Consider the following 20,106-nt stretch of genomic DNA (forward strand, 5'->3'; position numbering starts at 1 on the left):
CTGATGACCACAGCCGACATCCCGCGCGACGATCTCGATACGGAGGTGCCGGTGCGCCGCCCGGTGCGCCGGGTCGTCTCATTGGTGCCGTCGCTCACCGAGGCCATCGCGGCGACCTGCCCGGAGCGGCTGATCGCGGCCACGGAATGGTGCACGCACCCCGGCGATCTCGCGGTCGAGCGGGTACGCGGGACGAAGAACCCGAATGTCCGGCGCATCGCCGAGCTGGACCCGGACCTGGTGGTCTGCAACCAGGAGGAGAACCGGCGCCTCGATGTCGACCGCCTGCGCGCGGCGGGAATTCCGGTGTGGGTCACCAGGATCGAGACGGTACCGGCGGCGTTCACCGCCATGACGAGGCTGTTCGAACTGGCCTTCGGTATCCGTTCGCCCGCCTGGCTGCGTGCGGCGGAAGAGGTCTGGGCCGCGCCCGCGCCGGAACCGTTGCGCGACACGGTGATCCCGGTGTGGCGTGATCCGTGGATGGTGGTCGGGCGCGACACCTTCACCGGTGATCTGGCCCGCCGTCTCGGCTTGCGGCTCGTGCACGCCGACCGGGACGAGCGCTATCCCACGGTGTCCGCGCCGGAGCTGACCCCCGGCGTCGAACTGGCCGTGCTGCCGGACGAGCCCTACGTGTTCACCGAAACCGATGGGCCCGAGGCGTTTCCGGGTATTCCGGTGGCCCTGGTGTCCGGCCGCAGCCTCACCTGGTACGGCCCGTCACTGGTCACCGCGCGGGCCGAACTCACCGCTCAGCTGGCCCGGGCGTCCGTGGCCCCCGACTCGAACCGATAGTCGCCGAGGTCGAAATGCGCTGCCCGCCAAGCGGCTTCGACGGTGCTCATCGGGCGCAGCGGCACATCGCCGTTCTTGTCGAAGTAATAGCTGTTGGCCAGCGTGCAGCTGTCCTGCCAGAACACCTGTCCGGCACGGCGATCCAGCATCTCGCGGAAGTACCGCTCGTTGGCCGCGCGGGTCACCTCCACCCGAGTGACCCGCTTGCGGCGGGCGTGCCGCAGTAGCCGCAGGATGTGGTGGGTCTGCATCTCGATGAGTGTGAAGTACGACGAACCGTTGTATCCGTAGGGCCCGATGATGGAGAAGAAATTCGGGAAGCCGGGCACGCTCACGCCCTCGTAGGCCTGCAGGCGGTTCTCGTCCCACCATTTCTCGAGGTCCAGCCCGTCAACGCCGCGCAGCGCGAAGGTCGGCATGTTCCCGGCCTCCATCACCTTGAAGCCGGTCGCCAGGATCAGTACGTCGGCCTCGTGGATGGCGCCGGTGCGGGTACGCACGCCGGTCGGGGTGATCTCGGCGATCGGGTCGGTCTCCAGCAGCACGTTGTCGCGGTTGAAGGTGGCGAGGTAGTCGTTGGAGAATCCGGGCCGCTTGCAGCCGAGCGCGTAGCGCGGGGTGAGCTTGTCCCGGATCGCCGGGTCGCGCACCTGTTTGCGCAGATGCGCCCGCCCGCTGCGTTCGCCGAGCTTCGCCAGCGGCAGGGTGGAGTAGTAGTGCGCCGACAGGGGAAAGGTCAGCTCGACGAACGCCTGGCTGGCCAGCCGCGCCAGCGTTGGCCCGCCCGGCAGGTGCCGCAGCGCCCACCGCACGGGCGGGGGCAGCGTCGCGTCCGGCCGCGGCAGGCACCAGATCGGCGTGCGCTGGAAGACCACCAGCCGCTCGACGTCCGGCGCGATCGAGGGGATGACCTGTATCGCGGAGGCCCCCGTGCCGATGATCGCGACTCGCTTGCCGCGCAGATCCGCGGAATGGTCCCAGCGGGAGGTGTGCATGGTGCGGCCCGCGAACGATTCCACACCGGGAATGTCGGGCAGTTTCGGCCGGGTGAGCACGCCGGTGGCCGCGATGACATAGCGCGCGGTGAGTTCGTCGCCGTCGGTGGTGCGCAATCGCCACAGGTCGCCGTTTGCGTCGAACTCGGCGTCGGAGATGGTGGTGCGGAAGCGGATTCGCTGCCGCAGCCCGTACTTGTCGGTGCAGTGCTCGGCGTAGGCCGCGAGTTCGCGGCCGGGCGCGTACACCCGTGACCACTCCGGACTCTGCTCGAACGAGAACTGGTAGCTGAACGACGGAATATCCACGGCGATACCGGGATACGTATTCCAATGCCAGGTGCCGCCCACTCCGTCGGCATCGTCCACGATCAGGAAATCCTCGAACCCGTCTTCGCGCAGCTTGATCGCCGCGCCGATCCCGGAGAACCCGGCCCCGACGATGATCACCTCGTAATCCGCGGACCGCGTCGTCTGCTCGCTCATGGACCTCCTGCCGCCACTGGCCGCCCGCCACCATTAGGCCACGAACGGCCCCCTGACGCCAGCGCCGCGCTCAGGCGCCGTCAGGCCAGCAGCTCGGCGTCGATCCCGTACACCCGCTGGGCATTGCCGCGGAAGATCTGGTCGAGTTCCGCCGCTCCGCCACCGTGGTCGGCGAGCACGTCGACCACCACCCGGGCGCTGTTGCCGACGCTGGTGATCGGCTTGTCCACCGGGAAATCGGAGCCCCAGATCAGGCGCTGCGCGCCGAAGACATCCAAGGCGTGGTGCAGCAACGGCGCGGCCCTTTCCAGCAGCTCCGGCGCCGGGGTCGGATTGCCGCGCGCCGGGACGGGGTGGCCGAGGATCGGCATGGCCATCCCGCTCACCTTGGCCACCACGTTCGGATGGGTGGCGAGCGTGGCGATATCGTCGCGCCACCGGACGAACAGCTCGCGCCGCGCCCCGGGATTCACGCCGGTGCGCTTGCCGACCGGGCCGAAGATCCCGGCGGGCGTGCCGAGATGGTCGAGCACGATGGTCACCTCGGGATAGCGCTGCGCCAGCGCGGTCACCTCCGGCAATTGATGCGAGTACACCCAGGCGTCGAATGACAGCCCGCGCTCGGCCAGCACCGCGAAACCGTCGAGGAATGCCTTGCTGGTCAGCGCGCCCGGCACCGGGCAGAACGAGCGCACGCTGGGATCGGGGTGATGCGCCACCATCGTCCGGATGCCGCGGAACAGCGACGACGCCGACTGATGCGCGTCGATCAGCGCGGCGAAGCCCTCGGCCGCGGGGTCGCCGCTGCCGACGATCGCGCCCAGAGCGGGCGTGTCGACGCCGAAGGGCAGGCTCGCCACCCAGCGCGTCTCGTCGGCCTTGGCCGCCGGCGCCTTACCCGCCCATTCGACCTCGACGTGCACGAGCGCCTCGACCGGCACGGCGCCCAGATCGGCTCGGTAGTCGGCGGGCAGGTAGGGCCGCACGTAGATGTCGGGATCTCCGACGAACTCGCGATCGCGCCGCGGGGCCAGCCGGGCCGCGACGTCGATCGACATCGGGGCGTAGCGGAACAGCTTGGCCAGCAGGCTGAAATCACGCGGCGTCGTCAGCGGGTCCCACTGATGGACGTGCGCGTCGACGACGCTGATACCCGCCAGGTCCATATCGCCCCTTCCGCCTCGTCAGCCGTGCGACCAGGCGATTGTCACACGCGGCGACCGGCGATCGCGGGAGATCGCCGCGTTTCACACATTGCGGCGATACTGCCCGCCCACGGTGAAGAAGGTGTCGGTGATCTGCTGCAGCGTGCACACCCGCGCCGCGTCCATCAGCACCTCGAAGACGTTGTCGTCGCCGCGGGCCGCCGCCTCCAGCCGGGCCAGCGCCGCGTGCGCCTCGTCGCGATGCCGGTCCTGGTAGTCGCGGGTGCGCCGCAGCTGCGACTGCTTCTCCTGCTCGGTGCCGCGCGCCAGCTCCAGCACCTGATGCTCCTCGCCGTGCGGGTTGCGGAAGGTGTTGACGCCGATGATCGGCAGGCTGCCGTCGTGCTTGCGGTGCTCGTACAGCATGGACTCGTCCTGGATGCGCCCGCGTTGGTAGCCGGTCTCCATGGCGCCCAGCACGCCGCCGCGCTCGCTGATCCGCTCGAACTCGGTCAGCACGGCCTCCTCGACCAGATCGGTGAGTTCATCGATGATGAAGCTGCCCTGCAGCGGGTTCTCGTTCATCGCCAGGCCCCACTCCTTGTTGATGATCAACTGGATGGCCAGGGCGCGGCGCACCGACTCCTCCGTCGGGGTGGTGACGGCCTCGTCGTAGGCGTTGGTGTGCAGGCTGTTGCAGTTGTCGTAGAGCGCGATCAGCGCCTGCAGCGTGGTGCGAATGTCGTTGAAGCTCATCTCCTGTGCGTGCAGCGACCGGCCGGAGGTCTGGACGTGATACTTCAGCTTCTGCGAGCGTTCGTTGGCGCCGTACTTGTCGCGCATGGCGACCGCCCAGATGCGCCGCGCGACCCGGCCGATCACCGAGTACTCCGGGTCCATGCCGTTGGAGAAGAAGAACGACAGGTTGGGCGCGAAGTCGTCGATGTGCATGCCGCGCGCCAGATACGCCTCCACGTAGGTGAAGCCGTTGGAGAGGGTGAAGGCCAGCTGGCTGATCGGGTTCGCCCCGGCCTCGGCGATGTGGTAGCCCGAGATCGACACCGAGTAGAAGTTGCGAACGCTGTTGCGCACGAACCACTCCTGGATATCGGACATCATGCGCAGGCTGAACTCGGTGGAGAAGATGCAGGTGTTCTGGCCCTGATCCTCCTTGAGAATGTCGGCCTGCACGGTGCCGCGCACGGTCGCCAGCGCCTTCGCGCGGATTTCCGCGGCTTCCTCGGAATTCGGTGCGCGCCCTTCGGTTTCGGTGAAGCTCTCCACCGCCCGATCGATCGCGGTATTGAGGAAGAAGGCGAGGATGGTCGGCGCCGGGCCGTTGATCGTCATCGACACCGAGGTGGTGGGCGCGGTCAGGTCGAAGCCGTCGTAGAGCGCCTTCATGTCATCGAGCGTGGCGATGGACACGCCGGAGGTGCCGACCTTGCCGTAGATGTCGGGCCGCTCGGCCGGGTCGTGGCCGTACAGGGTCACCGAATCGAAGGCGGTGGACAGGCGTTTCGCGTCCGAGTGCTCGGACAACACCTTGAACCGGCGGTTGGTGCGGAAGGGGTCGCCCTCGCCCGCGAACATGCGCGCCGGATCCTCGTTGTCCCGCTTGAACGCGAAAACTCCCGCGGTGAACGGGAATCGGCCGGGCAGGTGCTCCGAGCGCAGGAACCGCAGCAGCTCACCGTGATCGGTGAAGCGCGGGAGTGCGACGCGCGGAATCGAACTGCCGGACAACGAGGTTCGGCGCAGCGTGGTGCGCAGCTCGCGATCGCGGACCTTGACCACCTGCTCCTCGCCCCGGTACGACTCGGCCAGGGCGGGCCATTCCGCCAGCAGCGCGGCGTTTTCGGGTGCCAGTCCGGTGCGGGCCTGGTCGAGGAGTGCGGCGACGGCGTGCTGTGCCTCTGTCGTTTCGTGAGTGCCTTCCAGCTCGCCGAGCACCTGCTCCAATCGCTGAACCCGTTGTGCCGCAGCGACTTCCCGCACCGTGTCGGCGTGGTAGTCGCGCACGGTCTCGGCGATCTCCGCCAGGTACCGCACCCGCGACGGCGGGATGATCTGCGCGAACCTGGTGGAGGCCTTGGTGTTCACCCGCGGCAGCGCGCCCGGCTCGAGCGGCAGGCCCAGCTCGTGCAACCGACCGGCCAGGTGCTGGTACAGCGCGGTCACGCCGTCGTCGTTGAAAGTGGCGGCGCTGGTACCGAAGACGGGCATGTCGTCGGGGGTGGAGCCGAACGCCTCGCGGTTGCGGATCAGCTGACGCGACACGTCGCGCAGCGCGTCGGCGGCGCCGCGGCGCTCGAACTTGTTGATCGCCACCACGTCCGCGTAGTCGAGCATGTCGATCTTCTCCAGCTGCGAGGCCGCGCCGAACTCCGGCGTCATCACGTACATGGAGAGATCGACGTGGTCGGTGATCGCCGCGTCGCCCTGGCCGATGCCCGGTGTCTCCAGGATCACCAGGTCGTATCCGGCCGCCTTGCAGGCCAGGATCATCGCGTCGACATTGGTCGGCAGCTCGCGGCCGCCGCGGGTGGCCAGCGAGCGGAAGTAGACGTGGTCGCCGTCGAGGGCGTTCATCCGGATGCGGTCGCCGAGCAGCGCGCCGCCGCCGCGCCGCCGCGTCGGGTCCACGGCCAGGATCGCGACGCGCAGCTTGTCCTGCTGGTCCGAGCGCAGCCGCCGCACGAGTTCGTCGGTGAGCGAGGACTTTCCGGAGCCGCCCGTGCCCGTGATGCCGAGCACCGGGACGGTCTTGTTCTCCGCCGCCGTCGTGATCGCCGCCAGATCGGCGGCGGGCAGCGCGTCCTGCTGCAGGCAGGTGATGGTGCGCGCCAACGCTTTCCGCTCGCCGGACAGCACCGCGTCGACCGGTGCGGGCTCCAGCGACAGATCCACGTCGCAGTCGCGGACCAGTTCGTTGATCATGCCCGGCAGCCCCAGCCGCTGCCCGTCCTCGGGGGAGAAGATCCGCACCCCCGACTCGGCCAGCCGCTTGATCTCGTCGGCGACGATCACTCCGCCGCCGCCACCGAAGATCCGCACGTGCCCGGCGCCGGCCTCCCGCAGCGCCGTCGCCAGGTATTCGAAGTACTCGACGTGCCCGCCCTGATACGAGCTGACCGCCACGCCCTGGGCGTCCTCGGTGAGCACCGCGTCGACGACCTCGTGCACGGCCCGGTTGTGCCCGAGGTGGATGACCTCGGACCCCTGCGACTGCAGGATCCGCCGCATGATGTTGATCGCCGCGTCGTGCCCGTCGAACAGCGCCGCCGAGGTCACGAAGCGCACGGGGTGCACGGGCGCGTGCAGGGTGGTCTGGTCGGGCATGGAATCCTCCGCCGGGGAATGTGCTGTGGCGATCAGTACTGCTTTGGCGACCAATACTAGGACGTCAAAGTAATTATTCTACGGTGAGCGCGGCCACAATGCCAGGCGGGGTGCCCGGAAGTTTGCGGGCATATTTCGGTTCAGCCTGACCACAACCGGCGACTTCCGCGCGGACTCGAGTTCCGATGGACGGGCCACGGCATGACCGTGGGCATTCAGCTGCATCGATCGAAGGAAGAACGCATGGGACGGACCGGGTACCGGCTCGCCGCCGCGGCCGCCGCGGTCGGCGTCTCGATGATTGCGACACCGCCCGCGCAGGCGGATCCGGTGGCGCTGGACGGGTTGTTCGCGCTATCGCCCGGGGTATGCGCGAACGGCGCGGTCACCGGCAGCTTCTTCCGCATGATTCTGCCGACCGGCGACGCGGGCGGCCCGTACCTGCAGAACAGCGATTCGAGGTGCAGCGATCAGACGGTGACGCCGCTGTCGGCGGGTACGGACGGCGGCCTGATCGGCGGCGACTATCAGCCGCAGCCCGCGGCCGCCTTCGACGCCTCGGGCAACGCGCAATCGGGACGGGTGACCACGCCGGTCCGCTTCTACGGCGTCGATTTCGCCACGGCGACCAATCCGACCGACCCGCAGACCGGCACGGGTACCGCACTGCCGCAGATCTTCGCCGACGGCGGGCAGTTGTCCGGCGATCTCAGCAGCCTCGGCGTCACCTGGAACAACCAGGTGTTCAACCAGGGTGCGCCCAAACCCGGCGGCGGGCTCCCCGGAAAGACCAGCCCGGTCCGCGGAACCATCGACGAGGCAGGCAATTTCGTGCTCGAGTGGACCAGCCAGATCGTCGGCGGCCCATTCAACAACTTCACAGGACTGTGGCACCTGGCAGGCCAATATCGCGGGGGCGGTCTGCCGCACGGAGCAGCGGTAGCGGCCCCGGTCCCACCCGCCGCAGCCCCGCCCGCCGGAGCCCCACCTGCTGGAGCAGCGCCGAACGCCGTAGCGCCCGGGGGAGTGCCGCCCGCCGTCGGGTCTGCCGGAGCGCCGTCCGCCGCCGGGCCTGGGGGAGCGCCGTCCGCCGTGGCGCCCGGAGCGGCCCCGCCCGCCCTCGGGCCTGCGGGTGCCCCGCCTGCCGTCGGGCCTGGAGGTGTTCCGCCCGCTGCTGCGCCCGGAGGTGTCCCGCCCACCCTCGTGCCCGGGGGATCTCCGCCTGGGGGAGCGGGGTCCGGTGTGAATTCTTCTGTGCAGCAAGGGCAGTCCGTGTCGGATGCGGTGCTGGCGGGGCGGACGGTTGAGGTGCCGCCGCGCCGGGGGGAGCCGGTGTGGCTGATTCCGGTGCTGGTGGTGGTGGCCGTGGTCGCGACGGGTGTGTTCTTCAGCGCTGATCGGCTGGTCGGGCGCGGGCGGCCATGACATCCCCGTTGTCCTCCGATCTGCCCGCCTACGCGGACTACGTGTCCAGCGTCGAGGTGGCGGCGCCCGTGCGGCCGCGATGGCCGTTCGTGGCGCTCGCGGTCCTCGGTGTCGCGCTGATCGTCGTGCCCATCGTGACCGGCATGTTCCCGCGAACGGCCAAGGGCGAGGCCATGATCGACGGTTTCGCGCCCTACGTCACCGCCTCGGCCGTGGCGGACTTCCGGGCGGACCTGGTGGTGCTCGATGACGCCCGGTCGAATGTGCTCGAGTTGCGCGCACGGGGTCAAGAGCCACGGGGCTCCGAGCGGATCGATCGATTCGTACGTGACTATCCCGGCATCCGTACCGATCTCGGCGGCACGATCGGCACGATCGACAGCCACCGCGGAGACTACGATCGGCTGGCCGATCTGCCGCCGTTCGGGGTGCTGCCCTGGTTGCTCGTGCTGCCCGGCGTCATACTCACCGCCGCAGGCGTTTTCGGCTTCCGGCGTGCGGGTGACGGCCGCCCGGCGCCGGTCTGGCGGTCGCTGGCGGCGCTGGCGGGCGTGGCGCTGATCGCGGTCCCACTGGCGGGCGGGCTGTTCGGCGCCGCCGGCGCCGGGCAACCCGTGATCGACGGCTTCGGTCCCCTGCTCACCCACGCGGAGGTGCGCAAGGTGCAGGACTACTTCATCACCCTGGTCGCCGCCGACGGCGAACTGAACAGCAGTTACGTCCCCGCGGTGCGCGCGGCGCATCCGGACGCGGGGCTGGGCGGTCTCACCGCGCTCGAATCCCGCTGGCAGCCCATGACTTCCCGGTTCGCCGCGCTCATCGGGGCCATGAACGACAACATCGGCAATTTCGATGCCGTCGCGGCGCTGAACGACACGACGAAACCGCTGGGCGTCACCGGCTTCCGGGCGCTGGGCTGGTTCTACCTGGTGCCCGGTGTGCTGGCGCTCGCGGTGGCGGCCGCCGGAACCGGCAGGCGGCAGGAATCGAACGCGACCGGAGGTGACGGCAGATGAACACGCGCACAGTACTGGCCGCCGTGCTGGTTTCGGCCGTCGCGGTGCTGACCGGCTGCTCCGGCGGCGACGCTCCGGCGTCGAACGGGCCGGAACCACTGATCGGGTTGCTGCGGCTGACGCCCGGAGCGGTCGACGGCACGTCCGTGACCGGGACCTGGTTCCGCATGGTGCAGCCCGGCGGCACCGCCGAGCAGGGGCCGTACATGCCCAACGGCGACTCCCCGGCACAGGGCGGCTCGACCACGCTGCTGGCCCCCGGCACCGCGGGCGGCCTGCGCACCGGCGGCTATCAGAGCGAGCCGAATCCCGGCTTCGACCACGGCAATTCGCTCGCCGCCTCGATCACCCGGCCGACGAAGTTCTTCGCGGTCGAGTTCGGCGCCTCCACCAATGCGGTCGATCCGCAGACCCAGCGGCAGGTGCCGCCGCCGTCGGTGATCAACGACGGCGGCAAGCTGACCGCCGATCTGTCGTCGTGGGCGGCCTCGTGGAACGACCAGGAGTTCAACCAGGGCGCGCCGAAGCCCCCGGAGAAGCTGGTCGGCCAGGTCGCGGGCGCCGAGCAGGTGCAGAAGGTATGGGACTGGGTGGCGCACCAGTGGCTGAACCAGCCGAAATCCGATGCCCCGCAGGGTCCCTCGGCGACGGGCAGCTACGACTCGAAGACCCGGAAGTTCACGCTGCAGTGGACCAGCCTGATCGTGGGCGGGCCGTTCAACGGGTTCACCGGGGTCTGGCATCTCGAGGGCGTGTTCGAACCCGGCACCGCCGCACCGGAATCCCCGCCGGTACCGACGAAATGAGCGATACGACAAGGAGTTCGGGCCCATGACTTCCCGCACGAGGACGCCGAAGCCGTGGCTCGCCGGCGCGATCCGCATCGTGGCGGCCGTGACGGCGCTCGGCAGCACCGTCGCGGTGACGGCGTTGACCGTCCGCGACCACGACGACCAGCCGGTCACGGTGGTGGTCTCGCAGGCGCCCGCACCCGCCGCCCGCACCGCCCCCGCGCAGCCGGAACCGCCCGCGCAGCCGGGGTCCGCACCCGCGGCCCCGGCAGCGCCCGGCACTGCGCCCGCGGGGTCTGTTCCGCCCGGCACTGCGCCTGCTGGGTCGCTCCCGCCCGGCACCGCGCCCGCCGGGTCGGTTCCGAACGGCGTCGCGCCCGCGGCGTCGGTCCCGCTCGGCGGGGCGGCCGGAGTGGCACCCGGGATCGCGATCGGTCCGGGCAACGCCGGTCCGGGCGCGTCCGTGCCGCTGAACGGGGGTTCGCAGGGCCCCGGTGGCACGGATTCCGTGCCGCTGAACGGGGCGCCCGGTGCCGCCGGTCTCTTCGACGCCGCTCCCGCGAATGCCCAGCCGCCGTGCCCGCTCGGCTGGCCGGCGCCGCGGCAGCAGGGCGGCCTGGCCTCCTTGATCGGCCTGGCCCCGCTGGCCGGCCCGTTCTCCTCGGAGGCCTTCGCGCTGGGCTCGGTGTATCAGCCGCTGTTGCAGCTGGTCGGCCCGGTGCTCGCCGAAATCGCACCGGTGATCATCCGCAACCAGCCGCTCATCGATCCGGTCATCGCCCAGGTGCAGAGCGTGGAAGCCGTTGTGCTGGAAGCGATCCTGCCCTACTACGGCCCGTATCGGGATCAGCTGATCGCCGCGGAGGGCGACCTCGCCCGAAACCTGGCCCCGGCGTTGGACCGGATCCACGACAGCGAGGCGGCCTCCTGCTTCGTGGCGTGGCAGGGGCAGCTCATCGAGCAGGCGAAGGGCGGCCCGGTCCGGGTGGCCTCGCTCGCGCATCCGGGCACGACCGTCGAACTCGGCCCGGAGCACTGAGCGGGCGGTAACGCACCCTCTGGGCGGGCCGGTGCGTGGCGCACGCGCACCGGCGGCCGCCCTCGGCGGTCCAGTGGCGTAGCGCACACCTCGAACTGTCGCCTAGATATACTTGGTAGTCCAACTATAGGATGACCGTACATCGGCCGGAATGAGGTCGCCCGCGCCGACTCCTCGAGGAGCGTCGGCGAGATCGTACGGGTGGTCGTCGCCCGATCAGTAGTAGGAGCAGCATGAGCGACGAAGTTCTCATCGACCAGCGCGACGGCCTCGGCCTGATCACGCTGAACCGGCCCAGGGCCATCAACGCGCTGAATCATCCGATGGCACTGGCCATCCTGGACGCGCTGCGGCGATGGGCCGACGACGACGAGATTCGCGCGGTCGTCGTGACCGGTGCGGGCGAGCGCGGGTTGTGCGCGGGCGGCGACATCGTCGCCATCTACAACGACGCCAAATACACTGCGAGCGGTGCGAATTCGGCGTCGGCGCGGTTCTGGCGCGACGAGTACGTGTTGAACGCCTACATCGGCCGCTACCCGAAGCCGTACGTGGTCGTGATGGACGGCATCGTGATGGGCGGCGGCGTCGGCCTGTCCGGGCACGGCAGTCACCGCATCGTCACCGAGCGCTCCAAGGTCGGGATGCCCGAGACGGGCATCGGGTTCGCCCCGGATGTCGGTGGCACCTATCTGCTCTCGCGCGCGCCCGGCGAGATCGGCACCCATGTCGCGCTCACCACCGCGCGCATGAGCGCCGGTGACGCCATCGCCACCGGATTCGCCGACTATTACGTTCCCTCCCACCAGCTTCCGGCTCTGCTGGACGCGCTGCGCACCGCGGAGCCCGAGGTCGCCATCGCCAAGTTCGCCCAGCCCGCACCGCCGTCCGAGCTACTCGCACAGCGGGACTGGATCGACTCCTGCTACAGCGCCGACACCGTCGAGGAGATCGTCGCGCGGCTGCGCGCACACCCCGCCCCGGCCGCCGGTCGGGCCGCCGCCGAGGTGCTGTCGAAATCACCGGTGGCGCTGAAGGTCACGCTGCGCTCGCTGCGAAACGCCCGCGCCGCAACCGATCTGGAATCGGCGCTGAACGAGGAGTATCGGGTCTCGGTCGCCTCGCTGGACAGCCACGATCTGGTCGAAGGCATCCGCGCGCAGGTGGTGGACAAGGACCGCACTCCGCGCTGGCGGCCCGCCACCCTCGCCGACGTCCCGGCCGCGCAGGTCGACTCCTATTTCGCCGAACTGGGCGCCGACGAACTGAATCTCGTTGCGCCGCCTGCTCGGCTATCGTGACCGATATCCGCAACCGATCCGGAGAGGAACAGCTGTGACCGACTTCGAGACCATCCTGCTGGAGCGTAAGGGTCGCGTCGCCCTGATCACACTGAACCGGCCGAAGGCGCTCAACGCGCTGAACTCGCAGGTGCTCACGGACATCACCGCGGCCCTCGACGAGCTGGAGTCCGACGACGGCATCGGCGCGGTCGTGCTCACCGGGTCGGAGAAGGCGTTCGCCGCCGGCGCCGACATCAAGGAGATGCAGGCCAAGTCCTACATGGACATGTTCCTGCACGACCATTTCGCGGGCTGGGATCGCGTGGTCGCCTTCCGCAAGCCGATCATCGCCGCCGTCGCGGGTTACGCCCTGGGCGGCGGCTGTGAGCTGGCCATGATGTGCGACATCCTGTTCGCCGCCGACACGGCCAAATTCGGGCAGCCCGAGATCAAGCTGGGCATCATCCCCGGCATGGGCGGCTCACAGCGGCTCACCCGCGCGGTCGGCAAGGCCAAGGCCATGGATCTCGTTCTGACCGGGCGCAACATGGATGCCGAAGAGGCCGAGCGCGCCGGTCTGGTGGCCCGCGTCGTACCCGCCGCCGAGCTGGTGCCGACGGCGCTGGAGGCGGCCGAGACCATCGCGTCCATGTCACTGCCCGCGGTGATGATCGCCAAGGAAGCCGTGGACCGCGCCTACGAGACCACGCTCACCGAGGGGCTGCGCTTCGAGCGGCGGGTATTCCACTCGCTGTTCGCCACCGAGGATCAGAAGGAAGGCATGAGCGCCTTCGTCGAGAAGCGGCCCGCGAACTTCACCAACCGCTGATCACTTGTGCGGCGCGGGCGTGCCCGCCACCTCGACCGGTGACGGCACGGTCCCGTGCGTGGTCGGCTGCGGGGCCTGCCGGTCGGCGGCCAGCAGACCGGCCACCGTCGCGCCCAGCGTCACCGTGACCGCCAGCGCCGCCACCACCTTGCGCTTGGACACCGGCGCGGACCCCGTCGGCCGCAACCGCTGCGCCGCGAACCGGACACCGCGCACCCGCCGCGCCGCGGGCATCTGCGTCGCCATCAGCACCGCGCCGCGGGCCGACACGAACTCCGGCTCCGGGTCGTAGATCACCGGCAGATCCAGCAACTGCGCCAGCGCGTCGCGAATGCCCAGATTCCGCGTGCAGCCGCCGAGCAGCGCGACCGACTCGGCGGCGGTGCCCGTCTCCTCCATCATCTGCCGCACGAACGACACCGAATGATGCACCCCGGCCGCCACCAACTCGCTGAAATCGCTGCGCGTGAACACCATTCGGGTATCGGTCAGCGGATCGCCGGCCGTCAGCACCGGCGTCGTGGTCAGCGCCTCCTTGTAGGCGCGGCTCGTCGGCTTGTCGATCATCACGCCGCCGTGCGCCAGCCGCCACCGCAACAGCGCGTCGTGGCCGTCGCCGCCGAGCACCGTGCTGCGCTTGGCCGCCAGAATGGCGTCGGTGCGGCAGTCGACCTCCGTGACCGTCAGGCCCGAGGCGCCCAGATCGTAGAGCACGATCGCGCCTTCCTCCGGCAGCTGACCGCTGAACCGCAGATAACGCAGCTGAGCCACCGGCTCGTCCACGATGGTGAGCCGACTGCGCCCCGCCGTGGCGCGGATCGCGTCGGCGTGCACCGGGCTGCGCGAGGTGACGGCGATACCGGTGATGAACTCGTCGCGCTCCTCCGCCGACCGGCGCATCCGATCGATGGCCTGGAAAACCGGTTCCTCGACACCGCCGCCGGCGCGCCGGGGCACCGTGCAGCGATCAATGGGCGGGAGATGTGGCTGGTCGGAATGCGTGAGCATCGCGCGTGCGCCACCAGCGCCCGCCGACACCCCCAGGACCAGCACCATGGCCTCCATGGTGGACCCTCGGACCGCCGATGTGAAGCCGGGAGTCGGAATGTCGCTGGTGGGATGCTGAACGGTTATCGTGTCACGCCCAGCGTGTCGGGCCCGCTCCGGCATCGAAGTCGCCGGCCGCGCGCCGGAACTCGGCCAGGAGTTGCAGCAGCAATTGCAGTCGGTCGGGCGCAAGCCCGGGATGTGCGAAGACCTTGGTGTTCAGAGCGTCGGTGGCACTGGTGACCAGTTCACGGCCCGCATCGGTGATTTCGATCAGGGTTGCTCGACGGTCGCTGGGGTGCGGGACGCGGCGGACGAGGTCGGCCGCTTCCAAGCGGTCGACGGTATTGGTGACGCTGGTCGGGTGGACTTGCAGGCGGGCGCTCGCGACGGCCATCGGCAGGGCTCCGGACTTGCTGAAGCTCAGGAGCATGAGGAGTTCGTAGCGGGAGAAAGTGAGGCCGGAGGGGCGTAGGGCCTCATCGACCCGGGCCATGACGATTTGCTGGGCTCGGACGAGGGAGGTGACCGCGGCCATTCCGTCGGCTACGTTCTCCCAGCCGTGTGCGGTCCATTGGCGGTGGGCCTCTTCGATGGGGTCCAGGGGGAGCGGGCGGGGGACGGCCATGTGGCCGAGTTTAGGTGGTGGGGGTGGGGGTGGGTTCTAGGTGTTGGGGGGTTGGTTTTGATCATGGTGAGGGGAAGGGTGGGGGTTTGGGGGTCTGTTGGCGAGTATGGGGATTGATGCGGGTGTGCCTGAGTGGTTAGGGGGCGGTCTGCAAAACCGTGTACGCGGGTTCGAATCCCGCCACTCGCTCTGTATTTTTGGCCTCCGCTTCGCTCCGGCGGGTTTTCGGCGCCCTTGGTCTCGGTTTTCGGGTGCCGCTGCTGGCTCCTTCGTCGCTTCGCAGCGGCACCCGAAAACCGAGACGCGCCGAAAACCTTTGGGGGAACCGGGATTAGTGGATGTTTTGGGCGTGGGTGGTTGCGTGGGGAGGTGGTGTCGCGTTCGCTCGGTGCGGGTGTGCGGGTGTGCGGGTGTGCGGGTGTGCGGGTGTGCGGGTGTGCGGGTGTGCGGGTGTGCGGGTGTGCGGGTGTGCGGGTGTGCGGGTGTGCGGGTGTGCGGGTGTGCGGGGCTAGGTAAGGCCGGATAGGTCTTTGTGGACTACGTGGTTGCGGGTTGTGGTGGGGCCCAGGGTGTATTCGGGTTGTAGGCCTAGGTATTCGGAGCGGGTTTTTGTGCTCCAGGTGCGGGATTGGGGGGAGCGGGTTTTGTAGAAGTTGAGTTGGTAGCCGCCCTCGTGGAGGTGGAGGAGGGTGTAGCCGCCGGGGTATTCCTTTACTGCGGCTACTTCTATGAATTCGACTTGGAGGGGGGTGTCGGGTGGGCTGCGGCGGTTGCGGTGGGTGTGGCCGCTGTGGTGGAGGAAGACTCCGGGGGCCTTGCTGTACAGGGCTTGTAGGGCTGTGGCGTCGGGGCGGTTGAGGACGAAAGAGGGGCCGGCGATGTTGGATACGGCCGAGTCGAGGGTTACGGGGTGGTGGCCGAATACCAGGGTGGGGCGGTGGGGGTCGGCGTGTAGCAGCTCGCGGATACGGTCGAGTTGGGGGCGGTCGATGCGGCCGCCGGCGGTGTCCAAGTCGGTGGTGTCCAGGCCCAGGAGGCGGAGGCCGCCTACTTGGTGGTCGAGGACTTCGCCTGGGGGCGTGAAGGATTCGCCCCAGCAGTCGTGGTGGTCGGCGGCGATCGGTGGGCAGGTGGCGTAGTCGTTTCCGATGTGGGGGCGGTCGTGGTTGCCGCGGACGGCGAACCAATCTCGGCCGGGGGCGCCCCAGGCGTCGAGTTGGCTTCGGACGCCGTGGGTCTGGTCGGGTGTGGCCTCCGAGGTGAGGTCGCCTGCCAGGAGGAGGTGGTCGGCGGCGCGGTCGGGGCGGCGTAGGTCGTCGAGGACGGCCGCGAGCATCATCTCGGGGTAGGGGGTCAGGCCCGGGTCCTGTCGCACGCCGGGGGGTAGGCCCGCCGCGATCAGGCCGCTCACCTCCTCGCCGAAATGCACGTCGTTGCACAGGGCCAGGGTGCGCAACCGGCGGCCGGGGGGCGGCACCAAAGTGGTGAATTCGCCGGTACATTCGGGCGCGGTGGGCATGCGGGTGACGAGATTCGCCGCGGGGGTGACGCGCACGCCGTCCGACCAGGCCTCGAAACGGTAGGGGCGGCCGGGCTCCAAGCCGTCGACCTCGGCGTAATGGTACGGCGTGCGTTCCGCTCCGGCGGGGAAGTACACCGTCGCGGGGCCGCGCGAATCCGCCGGGGCCAGACGGACTTCCGTGTTCGCTTCCGCCGGAATCGGTGTGCCGTCGGCGTTCACGGCCAGTGTGGTCCAGGTCAGTACGACCGAAGTGGCCGTGACGGTGACCACCTCGAGATCCGTGGCAATCAGCGAACCCGGTTGGGCGCGAGCGGATCCCGGCGCGCTCGTGGCGAGCAGCGGCGCCGCGGCCGCCAGTCCGAGCGCGCGCAGCACGTGGCGCCGCTTCGGTCCACAGCAGCTCATCCCGTAGCCCACCGCAGCGACGGTAGCAGGGGCTAGCGGTTGTCGGCCGCGCAGACCTTCCAGTCGCCGTCCTCTTTGCGCAGGTATTCCGGTGCGCTGTCGATGGCATCGAGATCCGGCATCAGACCGCCGCCGGACGGCTCCAGCTTGCCGTGCAGTTTCGCGGTGGCCCGATCGCCGCGGACCACGATGCCGTCGACGGCGTCGATCCGGATCTTCACGGTCTCGCTCGCGATCGTGGCACGCTGATCGTCCGGCAGCGCCGCGTATTCGTCGCGATCGACGCGGCACGACTTCGCCATCGCCGCGTCCACGCCCTCGGCGGCGATCGTGTCGTAGAAGTCGCGGACGGCGACCTCGATCTTCTTCTCGTCCGAGGCGAGCGGCCCCTTGCCCTGTCCGGTGAGCAGCGCGGCGACGCCGATCGCGGCGGCGACCGCGAACAGGGCGGCGGCCAGCAGCGCGACGATCGCTCCGGTGTGCTTCCGGCGCGGCGGTGGCGCGGGCGGCTGCGGCTGCGGCGCGGAGTCGTCCGCCGGGAGATATCCCTCGGGCGGGTAGTAGCTCGGCGGCTCCGGTGCGGGCTGGTACGGCAGGCCACCGGATGGATCGGTCATCACGTTCCCCTCGTCGGCCCGCCGGTTTTCTCGCACAGTACGGCAATTCGATCTCCGAGCCCGGGGCGACGCCGCGCTGTACCGTGCCACCGGGTAGCTTGGTCGGTCATGACGGCGGCTCGACGGAAATCGGCGATCGGCATCCTCGCGGCGCTGACCGTACTGGCGGCGACCACGGCGTGCTCGAACGTGAACGACGACAACGAGATTCTGGTCTACAACGCCCAGCACGAGGCGCTGACCAAGCAGTGGGTGGACGCGTTCACCGCGGAGACCGGTATCAAGGTCACCCTCCGCAACGGCGGCGACACCGATCTCGCCGACCAACTCGCCGCCGAGGGCGAAAAGTCTCCGGCCGACGTCTTTCTCACCGAGAACTCCCCGGCGATGGCGACGGTCGAGCACGCCGGACTGCTCGCCGATCTCGACCAGGCGACGCTGGCGCAGGTCCCCGAGCAATATCGGCCCTCGACCGGCAAATGGACCGGCACCGCCGCCAACTCGACGGTCTTCGTCTACAACAGCGGCAAGCTGCCCGCCGACCAGGTGCCGGCCTCACTGCTGGACCTGCAGCAGCCGCAGTGGAAGGGCCGCTGGACGGCCGCCACCTCGGGCGCGGATTTCCAGGCCGTCGTGGCGGGCCTGCTGGCATCGCAGGGCGAGGACGTGACCCGGGCGTGGTTGCGGGGCCTGAAGACCGACACCGTCGCGTCCCCGAACAGCGTCGAGTCGATGAAGAAGGTCGACCGCGGACAGGTCGAGGGCGGCCTGATCGCCCACTACTACTGGTACCGCGACCAGGCGGGAACCAAGGAGAACAGCGGCAACACCGCGCTGCACTACTTCCGCAACGGGGACCCCGGCGCATTCGTGTCGATCTCCGGCGGGGGCGTGCTGCGGTCCAGCAAGAAGTCCGAGGCGGCACAGCGGTTCGTCCGGTTCGTCACCGGCCGGACCGGACAGCAGGTGCTCCAGCGCAGCACCTCCATGGAATACCCCGTCGCCGCCGACGTGCCCGCCAACCCGGCGCTCCCGCCGCTCGACAGCCTGCAGGCGCCGCGTATTGATCCGAGCAAGCTGGACGCGAAGAAGATCACCCAGCTGATGACCGACGCGGACCTGCTCTAGCCGCCCTCGCGCGGGGATTCGAGTAGCGCCAGCGCCAAATCCTGTACGGAGCGGGTGAATCGGCGCGGGTCGCCGCGAGAAGTGAAGTGGCGGACCAGTTCACCGTCGAATGTGCCGAGCAGTGCGTGGGCCAGGAATTCGGTGTCGCGGCCGGGCTGCTCGGCGGCGTAGAGATCGCTGAGATGGCGATGCCAGAACCGGTAGCTCGGATCGTCGAATTTGTCCTCGGCGCAAGCTTGTTCGTGTGCCGACAGCAGGACGGCATTGCCCTCCGCGATCGCCCCTAGGGCATCCAGGAATGCGATCAGGCGTTCGCGTGTCGGCGCGCCCGGACCGAGCGGCGGCGGACCCGTGCGGACGGCCTCGCGGAGCTCGTGGGATCGCTCCTCCAACAGGGCCTGTAGCAGTCCGGCGCGATTGCCGAAGCGCCGGAACACGGTGCCCTTGCCGACCCCCGCCAACGCGGCGACACGATCGAGCGAGACGTGGTCACCGCCGCCCTCGGCCAGCAGTTGCTCGGTGGCCCGCAGCACCGCCCGGCGGTTGCGGGCGGCGTCGGCCCGTTCGCCGCGCTGGTCGGGCATCGCACACCTCCGCTCAATCGGACTGCTGGTCCGGTTCATGCTACCGTGCCTTAATCGGACTGTTGGTCCGCTTTGTGTCTCGCTGGGAGGTCCTACCGAAATGCGTGCGTTGATCGTCGATAACGAAAGGCCGGAGTCGCTGCGCCTGAGCACGGTGCCCGACCCGGAACCCGGGCCCGGCCAAGTGCTGATCGAGGTGCGGCACTTCTCGCTCAATCGCGGCGAGGTGCTGTTCGCCGGTCGCAGGCCCGCGGGGACCGTGCACGGCTACGACGCGGCCGGGGTCGTGGTGCGGGCCGCGGCGGACGGGTCCGGGCCACCGGCCGGCGTCCGGGTCGCCGCCTTCGGCGCGGGCGCGTGGGCGGAATTGCTGGCCGTGGACACCTCCGCGGTCGCCGAGGTGCCGCAGGCGCTGGATCTCGTCGCGGCCGCGGCGTTGCCGATGGCGGGGGTCACGGCGCTGCGCACGCTGCGTACCCGCGACATTCTCGGCCGCCGGGTGCTGGTCACGGGGGCCGCGGGCGGAGTCGGCCGGTATGCCGTGCAACTGGCCGCACTGGGCGGGGCGCACGTGGTCGCCTCCGTCGGATCATCTGGGCGCGCAACGGGTTTGGCGGAGTTGGGGGCGCACGAGGTCGTGGTAGGCCTGTCCGGTATCGACCGTCCGGTCGATCTCATTCTGGACAATGTCGGCGGCCCGCAACTGGCCGCGGCCTGGGAACTGCTGGCGCCCGGCGGAAGTGTGCAGACCATCGGCTGGGCATCCGACGAGCCCGCGGTGTTCGACCCCTACTCGTTGTTCTTCGTCGGCGCGGTCAAGACCATCAGTACCTTCGGCGATGTCCACGAGGTGGGTCCCGATCTCGCCACATTGCTGGAATTCGCTGCGGCCGGACGGCTTTCGCCGGAAGTGGGTCGGCGGAGCGACTGGAACGACTACGCCGATGCCGCGCGGGCGCTGATCGATCGCCGGATCGCGGGCAAGGCGGTACTCGAAATCACCCGGGGATAAGCGGTTTTCGGGCC

Annotated in this window: 17 protein-coding genes and 1 tRNA gene; 10 read left to right on the plus strand and 8 right to left on the minus strand. The window is 69.7% G+C overall.

The features are described 5' to 3' along the window. Positions 1 to 3 precede the first annotated feature (3 nt). On the plus strand, positions 4 to 798 hold the full coding sequence (locus ACFMRZ_RS28100) for a helical backbone metal receptor (protein ID WP_400181375.1): 795 nt from the start codon (positions 4 to 6) through the stop codon (positions 796 to 798). Here ACFMRZ_RS28100 and ACFMRZ_RS28105 read toward each other — a convergent pair. From ACFMRZ_RS28105 to icmF, 3 genes are all read right to left on the minus strand, one after another. Continuing rightward, positions 756 to 2,279, minus strand: a complete 1,524-nt coding sequence (locus ACFMRZ_RS28105) for a flavin-containing monooxygenase (protein ID WP_400181376.1) — start codon at positions 2,277 to 2,279, stop codon at positions 756 to 758. The genes ACFMRZ_RS28100 and ACFMRZ_RS28105 overlap by 43 nt on opposite strands. An 80-nt stretch (positions 2,280 to 2,359) precedes the next feature. Further along, the gene (locus tag ACFMRZ_RS28110; RefSeq protein ID WP_400181377.1) at positions 2,360 to 3,445 is read right to left on the minus strand and encodes an amidohydrolase family protein; all 1,086 of its coding nucleotides are present in this window, start codon (positions 3,443 to 3,445) and stop codon (positions 2,360 to 2,362) included. 81 nt (positions 3,446 to 3,526) lie between these two features. Next, complete coding sequence (gene icmF, locus ACFMRZ_RS28115) at positions 3,527 to 6,766, minus strand: fused isobutyryl-CoA mutase/GTPase IcmF (protein WP_400181378.1); 3,240 nt, start codon at positions 6,764 to 6,766, stop codon at positions 3,527 to 3,529. Positions 6,767 to 7,009: 243 nt separating this feature from the next. On the opposite strand from icmF, the gene ACFMRZ_RS28120 reads away from it, so the two are divergent. The 6 genes from ACFMRZ_RS28120 (at position 7,010) to ACFMRZ_RS28145 (ending at position 13,149) form a co-directional block, all read left to right on the plus strand. Then, on the plus strand, positions 7,010 to 8,191 hold the full coding sequence (locus ACFMRZ_RS28120; RefSeq protein ID WP_400181379.1) for a hypothetical protein: 1,182 nt from the start codon (positions 7,010 to 7,012) through the stop codon (positions 8,189 to 8,191). Then, the gene (locus ACFMRZ_RS28125) at positions 8,188 to 9,207 is read left to right on the plus strand and encodes a hypothetical protein (RefSeq protein WP_400181380.1); all 1,020 of its coding nucleotides are present in this window, start codon (positions 8,188 to 8,190) and stop codon (positions 9,205 to 9,207) included. Before ACFMRZ_RS28120 ends, ACFMRZ_RS28125 begins: the two co-directional genes overlap by 4 nt. Continuing rightward, complete coding sequence (locus ACFMRZ_RS28130) at positions 9,204 to 10,013, plus strand: hypothetical protein (RefSeq protein ID WP_400181381.1); 810 nt, start codon at positions 9,204 to 9,206, stop codon at positions 10,011 to 10,013. Before ACFMRZ_RS28125 ends, ACFMRZ_RS28130 begins: the two co-directional genes overlap by 4 nt. 25 nt (positions 10,014 to 10,038) lie before the next feature. Further along, a complete protein-coding gene (locus ACFMRZ_RS28135) occupies positions 10,039 to 11,037 on the plus strand; it encodes a hypothetical protein (protein ID WP_400181382.1) in 999 nt (332 codons plus the stop codon). A 233-nt stretch (positions 11,038 to 11,270) separates the two neighbouring features. Further along, the gene (locus ACFMRZ_RS28140) at positions 11,271 to 12,338 is read left to right on the plus strand and encodes an enoyl-CoA hydratase/isomerase family protein (protein WP_400181383.1); all 1,068 of its coding nucleotides are present in this window, start codon (positions 11,271 to 11,273) and stop codon (positions 12,336 to 12,338) included. Between the two features lie 34 nt (positions 12,339 to 12,372). Continuing rightward, positions 12,373 to 13,149 carry an enoyl-CoA hydratase gene (locus ACFMRZ_RS28145; RefSeq protein ID WP_400181384.1) on the plus strand — a complete coding sequence of 259 codons (777 nt, stop codon included), beginning with the start codon at positions 12,373 to 12,375 and terminating at the stop codon, positions 13,147 to 13,149. Here ACFMRZ_RS28145 and ACFMRZ_RS28150 read toward each other — a convergent pair whose 3' ends face one another. Continuing rightward, on the minus strand, positions 13,150 to 14,205 hold the full coding sequence (locus ACFMRZ_RS28150; protein ID WP_400181385.1) for a hypothetical protein: 1,056 nt from the start codon (positions 14,203 to 14,205) through the stop codon (positions 13,150 to 13,152). It lies immediately after the preceding gene. Positions 14,206 to 14,287: 82 nt separating this feature from the next. Next, complete coding sequence (locus tag ACFMRZ_RS28155; protein ID WP_280271436.1) at positions 14,288 to 14,824, minus strand: MarR family transcriptional regulator; 537 nt, start codon at positions 14,822 to 14,824, stop codon at positions 14,288 to 14,290. A 118-nt stretch (positions 14,825 to 14,942) separates the two neighbouring features. Here ACFMRZ_RS28155 and ACFMRZ_RS28160 point away from each other — a divergent pair. Beyond that, positions 14,943 to 15,013: transfer RNA gene (locus ACFMRZ_RS28160), tRNA-Cys, on the plus strand. A gap of 319 nt (positions 15,014 to 15,332) precedes the next feature. On the opposite strand, the gene ACFMRZ_RS28165 is transcribed toward ACFMRZ_RS28160, so the two are convergent. Beyond that, the gene (locus tag ACFMRZ_RS28165) at positions 15,333 to 16,763 is read right to left on the minus strand and encodes a metallophosphoesterase family protein (protein ID WP_400181386.1); all 1,431 of its coding nucleotides are present in this window, start codon (positions 16,761 to 16,763) and stop codon (positions 15,333 to 15,335) included. 20 nt (positions 16,764 to 16,783) lie between these two features. Next, positions 16,784 to 17,368: a hypothetical protein gene (locus ACFMRZ_RS28170; RefSeq protein ID WP_400181387.1), complete on the minus strand. Its 585-nt coding sequence runs from the start codon at positions 17,366 to 17,368 to the stop codon at positions 16,784 to 16,786. Positions 17,369 to 17,476: 108 nt separating this feature from the next. Here ACFMRZ_RS28170 and ACFMRZ_RS28175 point away from each other — a divergent pair, with 108 nt between their 5' ends. Beyond that, positions 17,477 to 18,496 (plus strand): iron ABC transporter substrate-binding protein, encoded by a 1,020-nt coding sequence (locus ACFMRZ_RS28175; RefSeq protein ID WP_400181388.1) that lies wholly within the window; start codon positions 17,477 to 17,479, stop codon positions 18,494 to 18,496. Here ACFMRZ_RS28175 and ACFMRZ_RS28180 read toward each other — a convergent pair. After that, positions 18,493 to 19,080 carry a TetR/AcrR family transcriptional regulator gene (locus ACFMRZ_RS28180; protein ID WP_400181389.1) on the minus strand — a complete coding sequence of 196 codons (588 nt, stop codon included), beginning with the start codon at positions 19,078 to 19,080 and terminating at the stop codon, positions 18,493 to 18,495. The two genes, ACFMRZ_RS28175 and ACFMRZ_RS28180, sit on opposite strands and share 4 nt — an antisense overlap. Positions 19,081 to 19,180: 100 nt before the next feature. Here ACFMRZ_RS28180 and ACFMRZ_RS28185 point away from each other — a divergent pair, with 100 nt between their 5' ends. After that, positions 19,181 to 20,092 (plus strand): zinc-binding dehydrogenase, encoded by a 912-nt coding sequence (locus tag ACFMRZ_RS28185; RefSeq protein ID WP_400181390.1) that lies wholly within the window; start codon positions 19,181 to 19,183, stop codon positions 20,090 to 20,092. Positions 20,093 to 20,106: the final 14 nt, after the last annotated feature.

This window comes from Nocardia sp. N2S4-5, from assembly GCF_044628355.1.
In the GTDB taxonomy this organism is placed as follows: Bacteria; Actinomycetota; Actinomycetes; order Mycobacteriales; family Mycobacteriaceae; genus Nocardia; species Nocardia wallacei_B.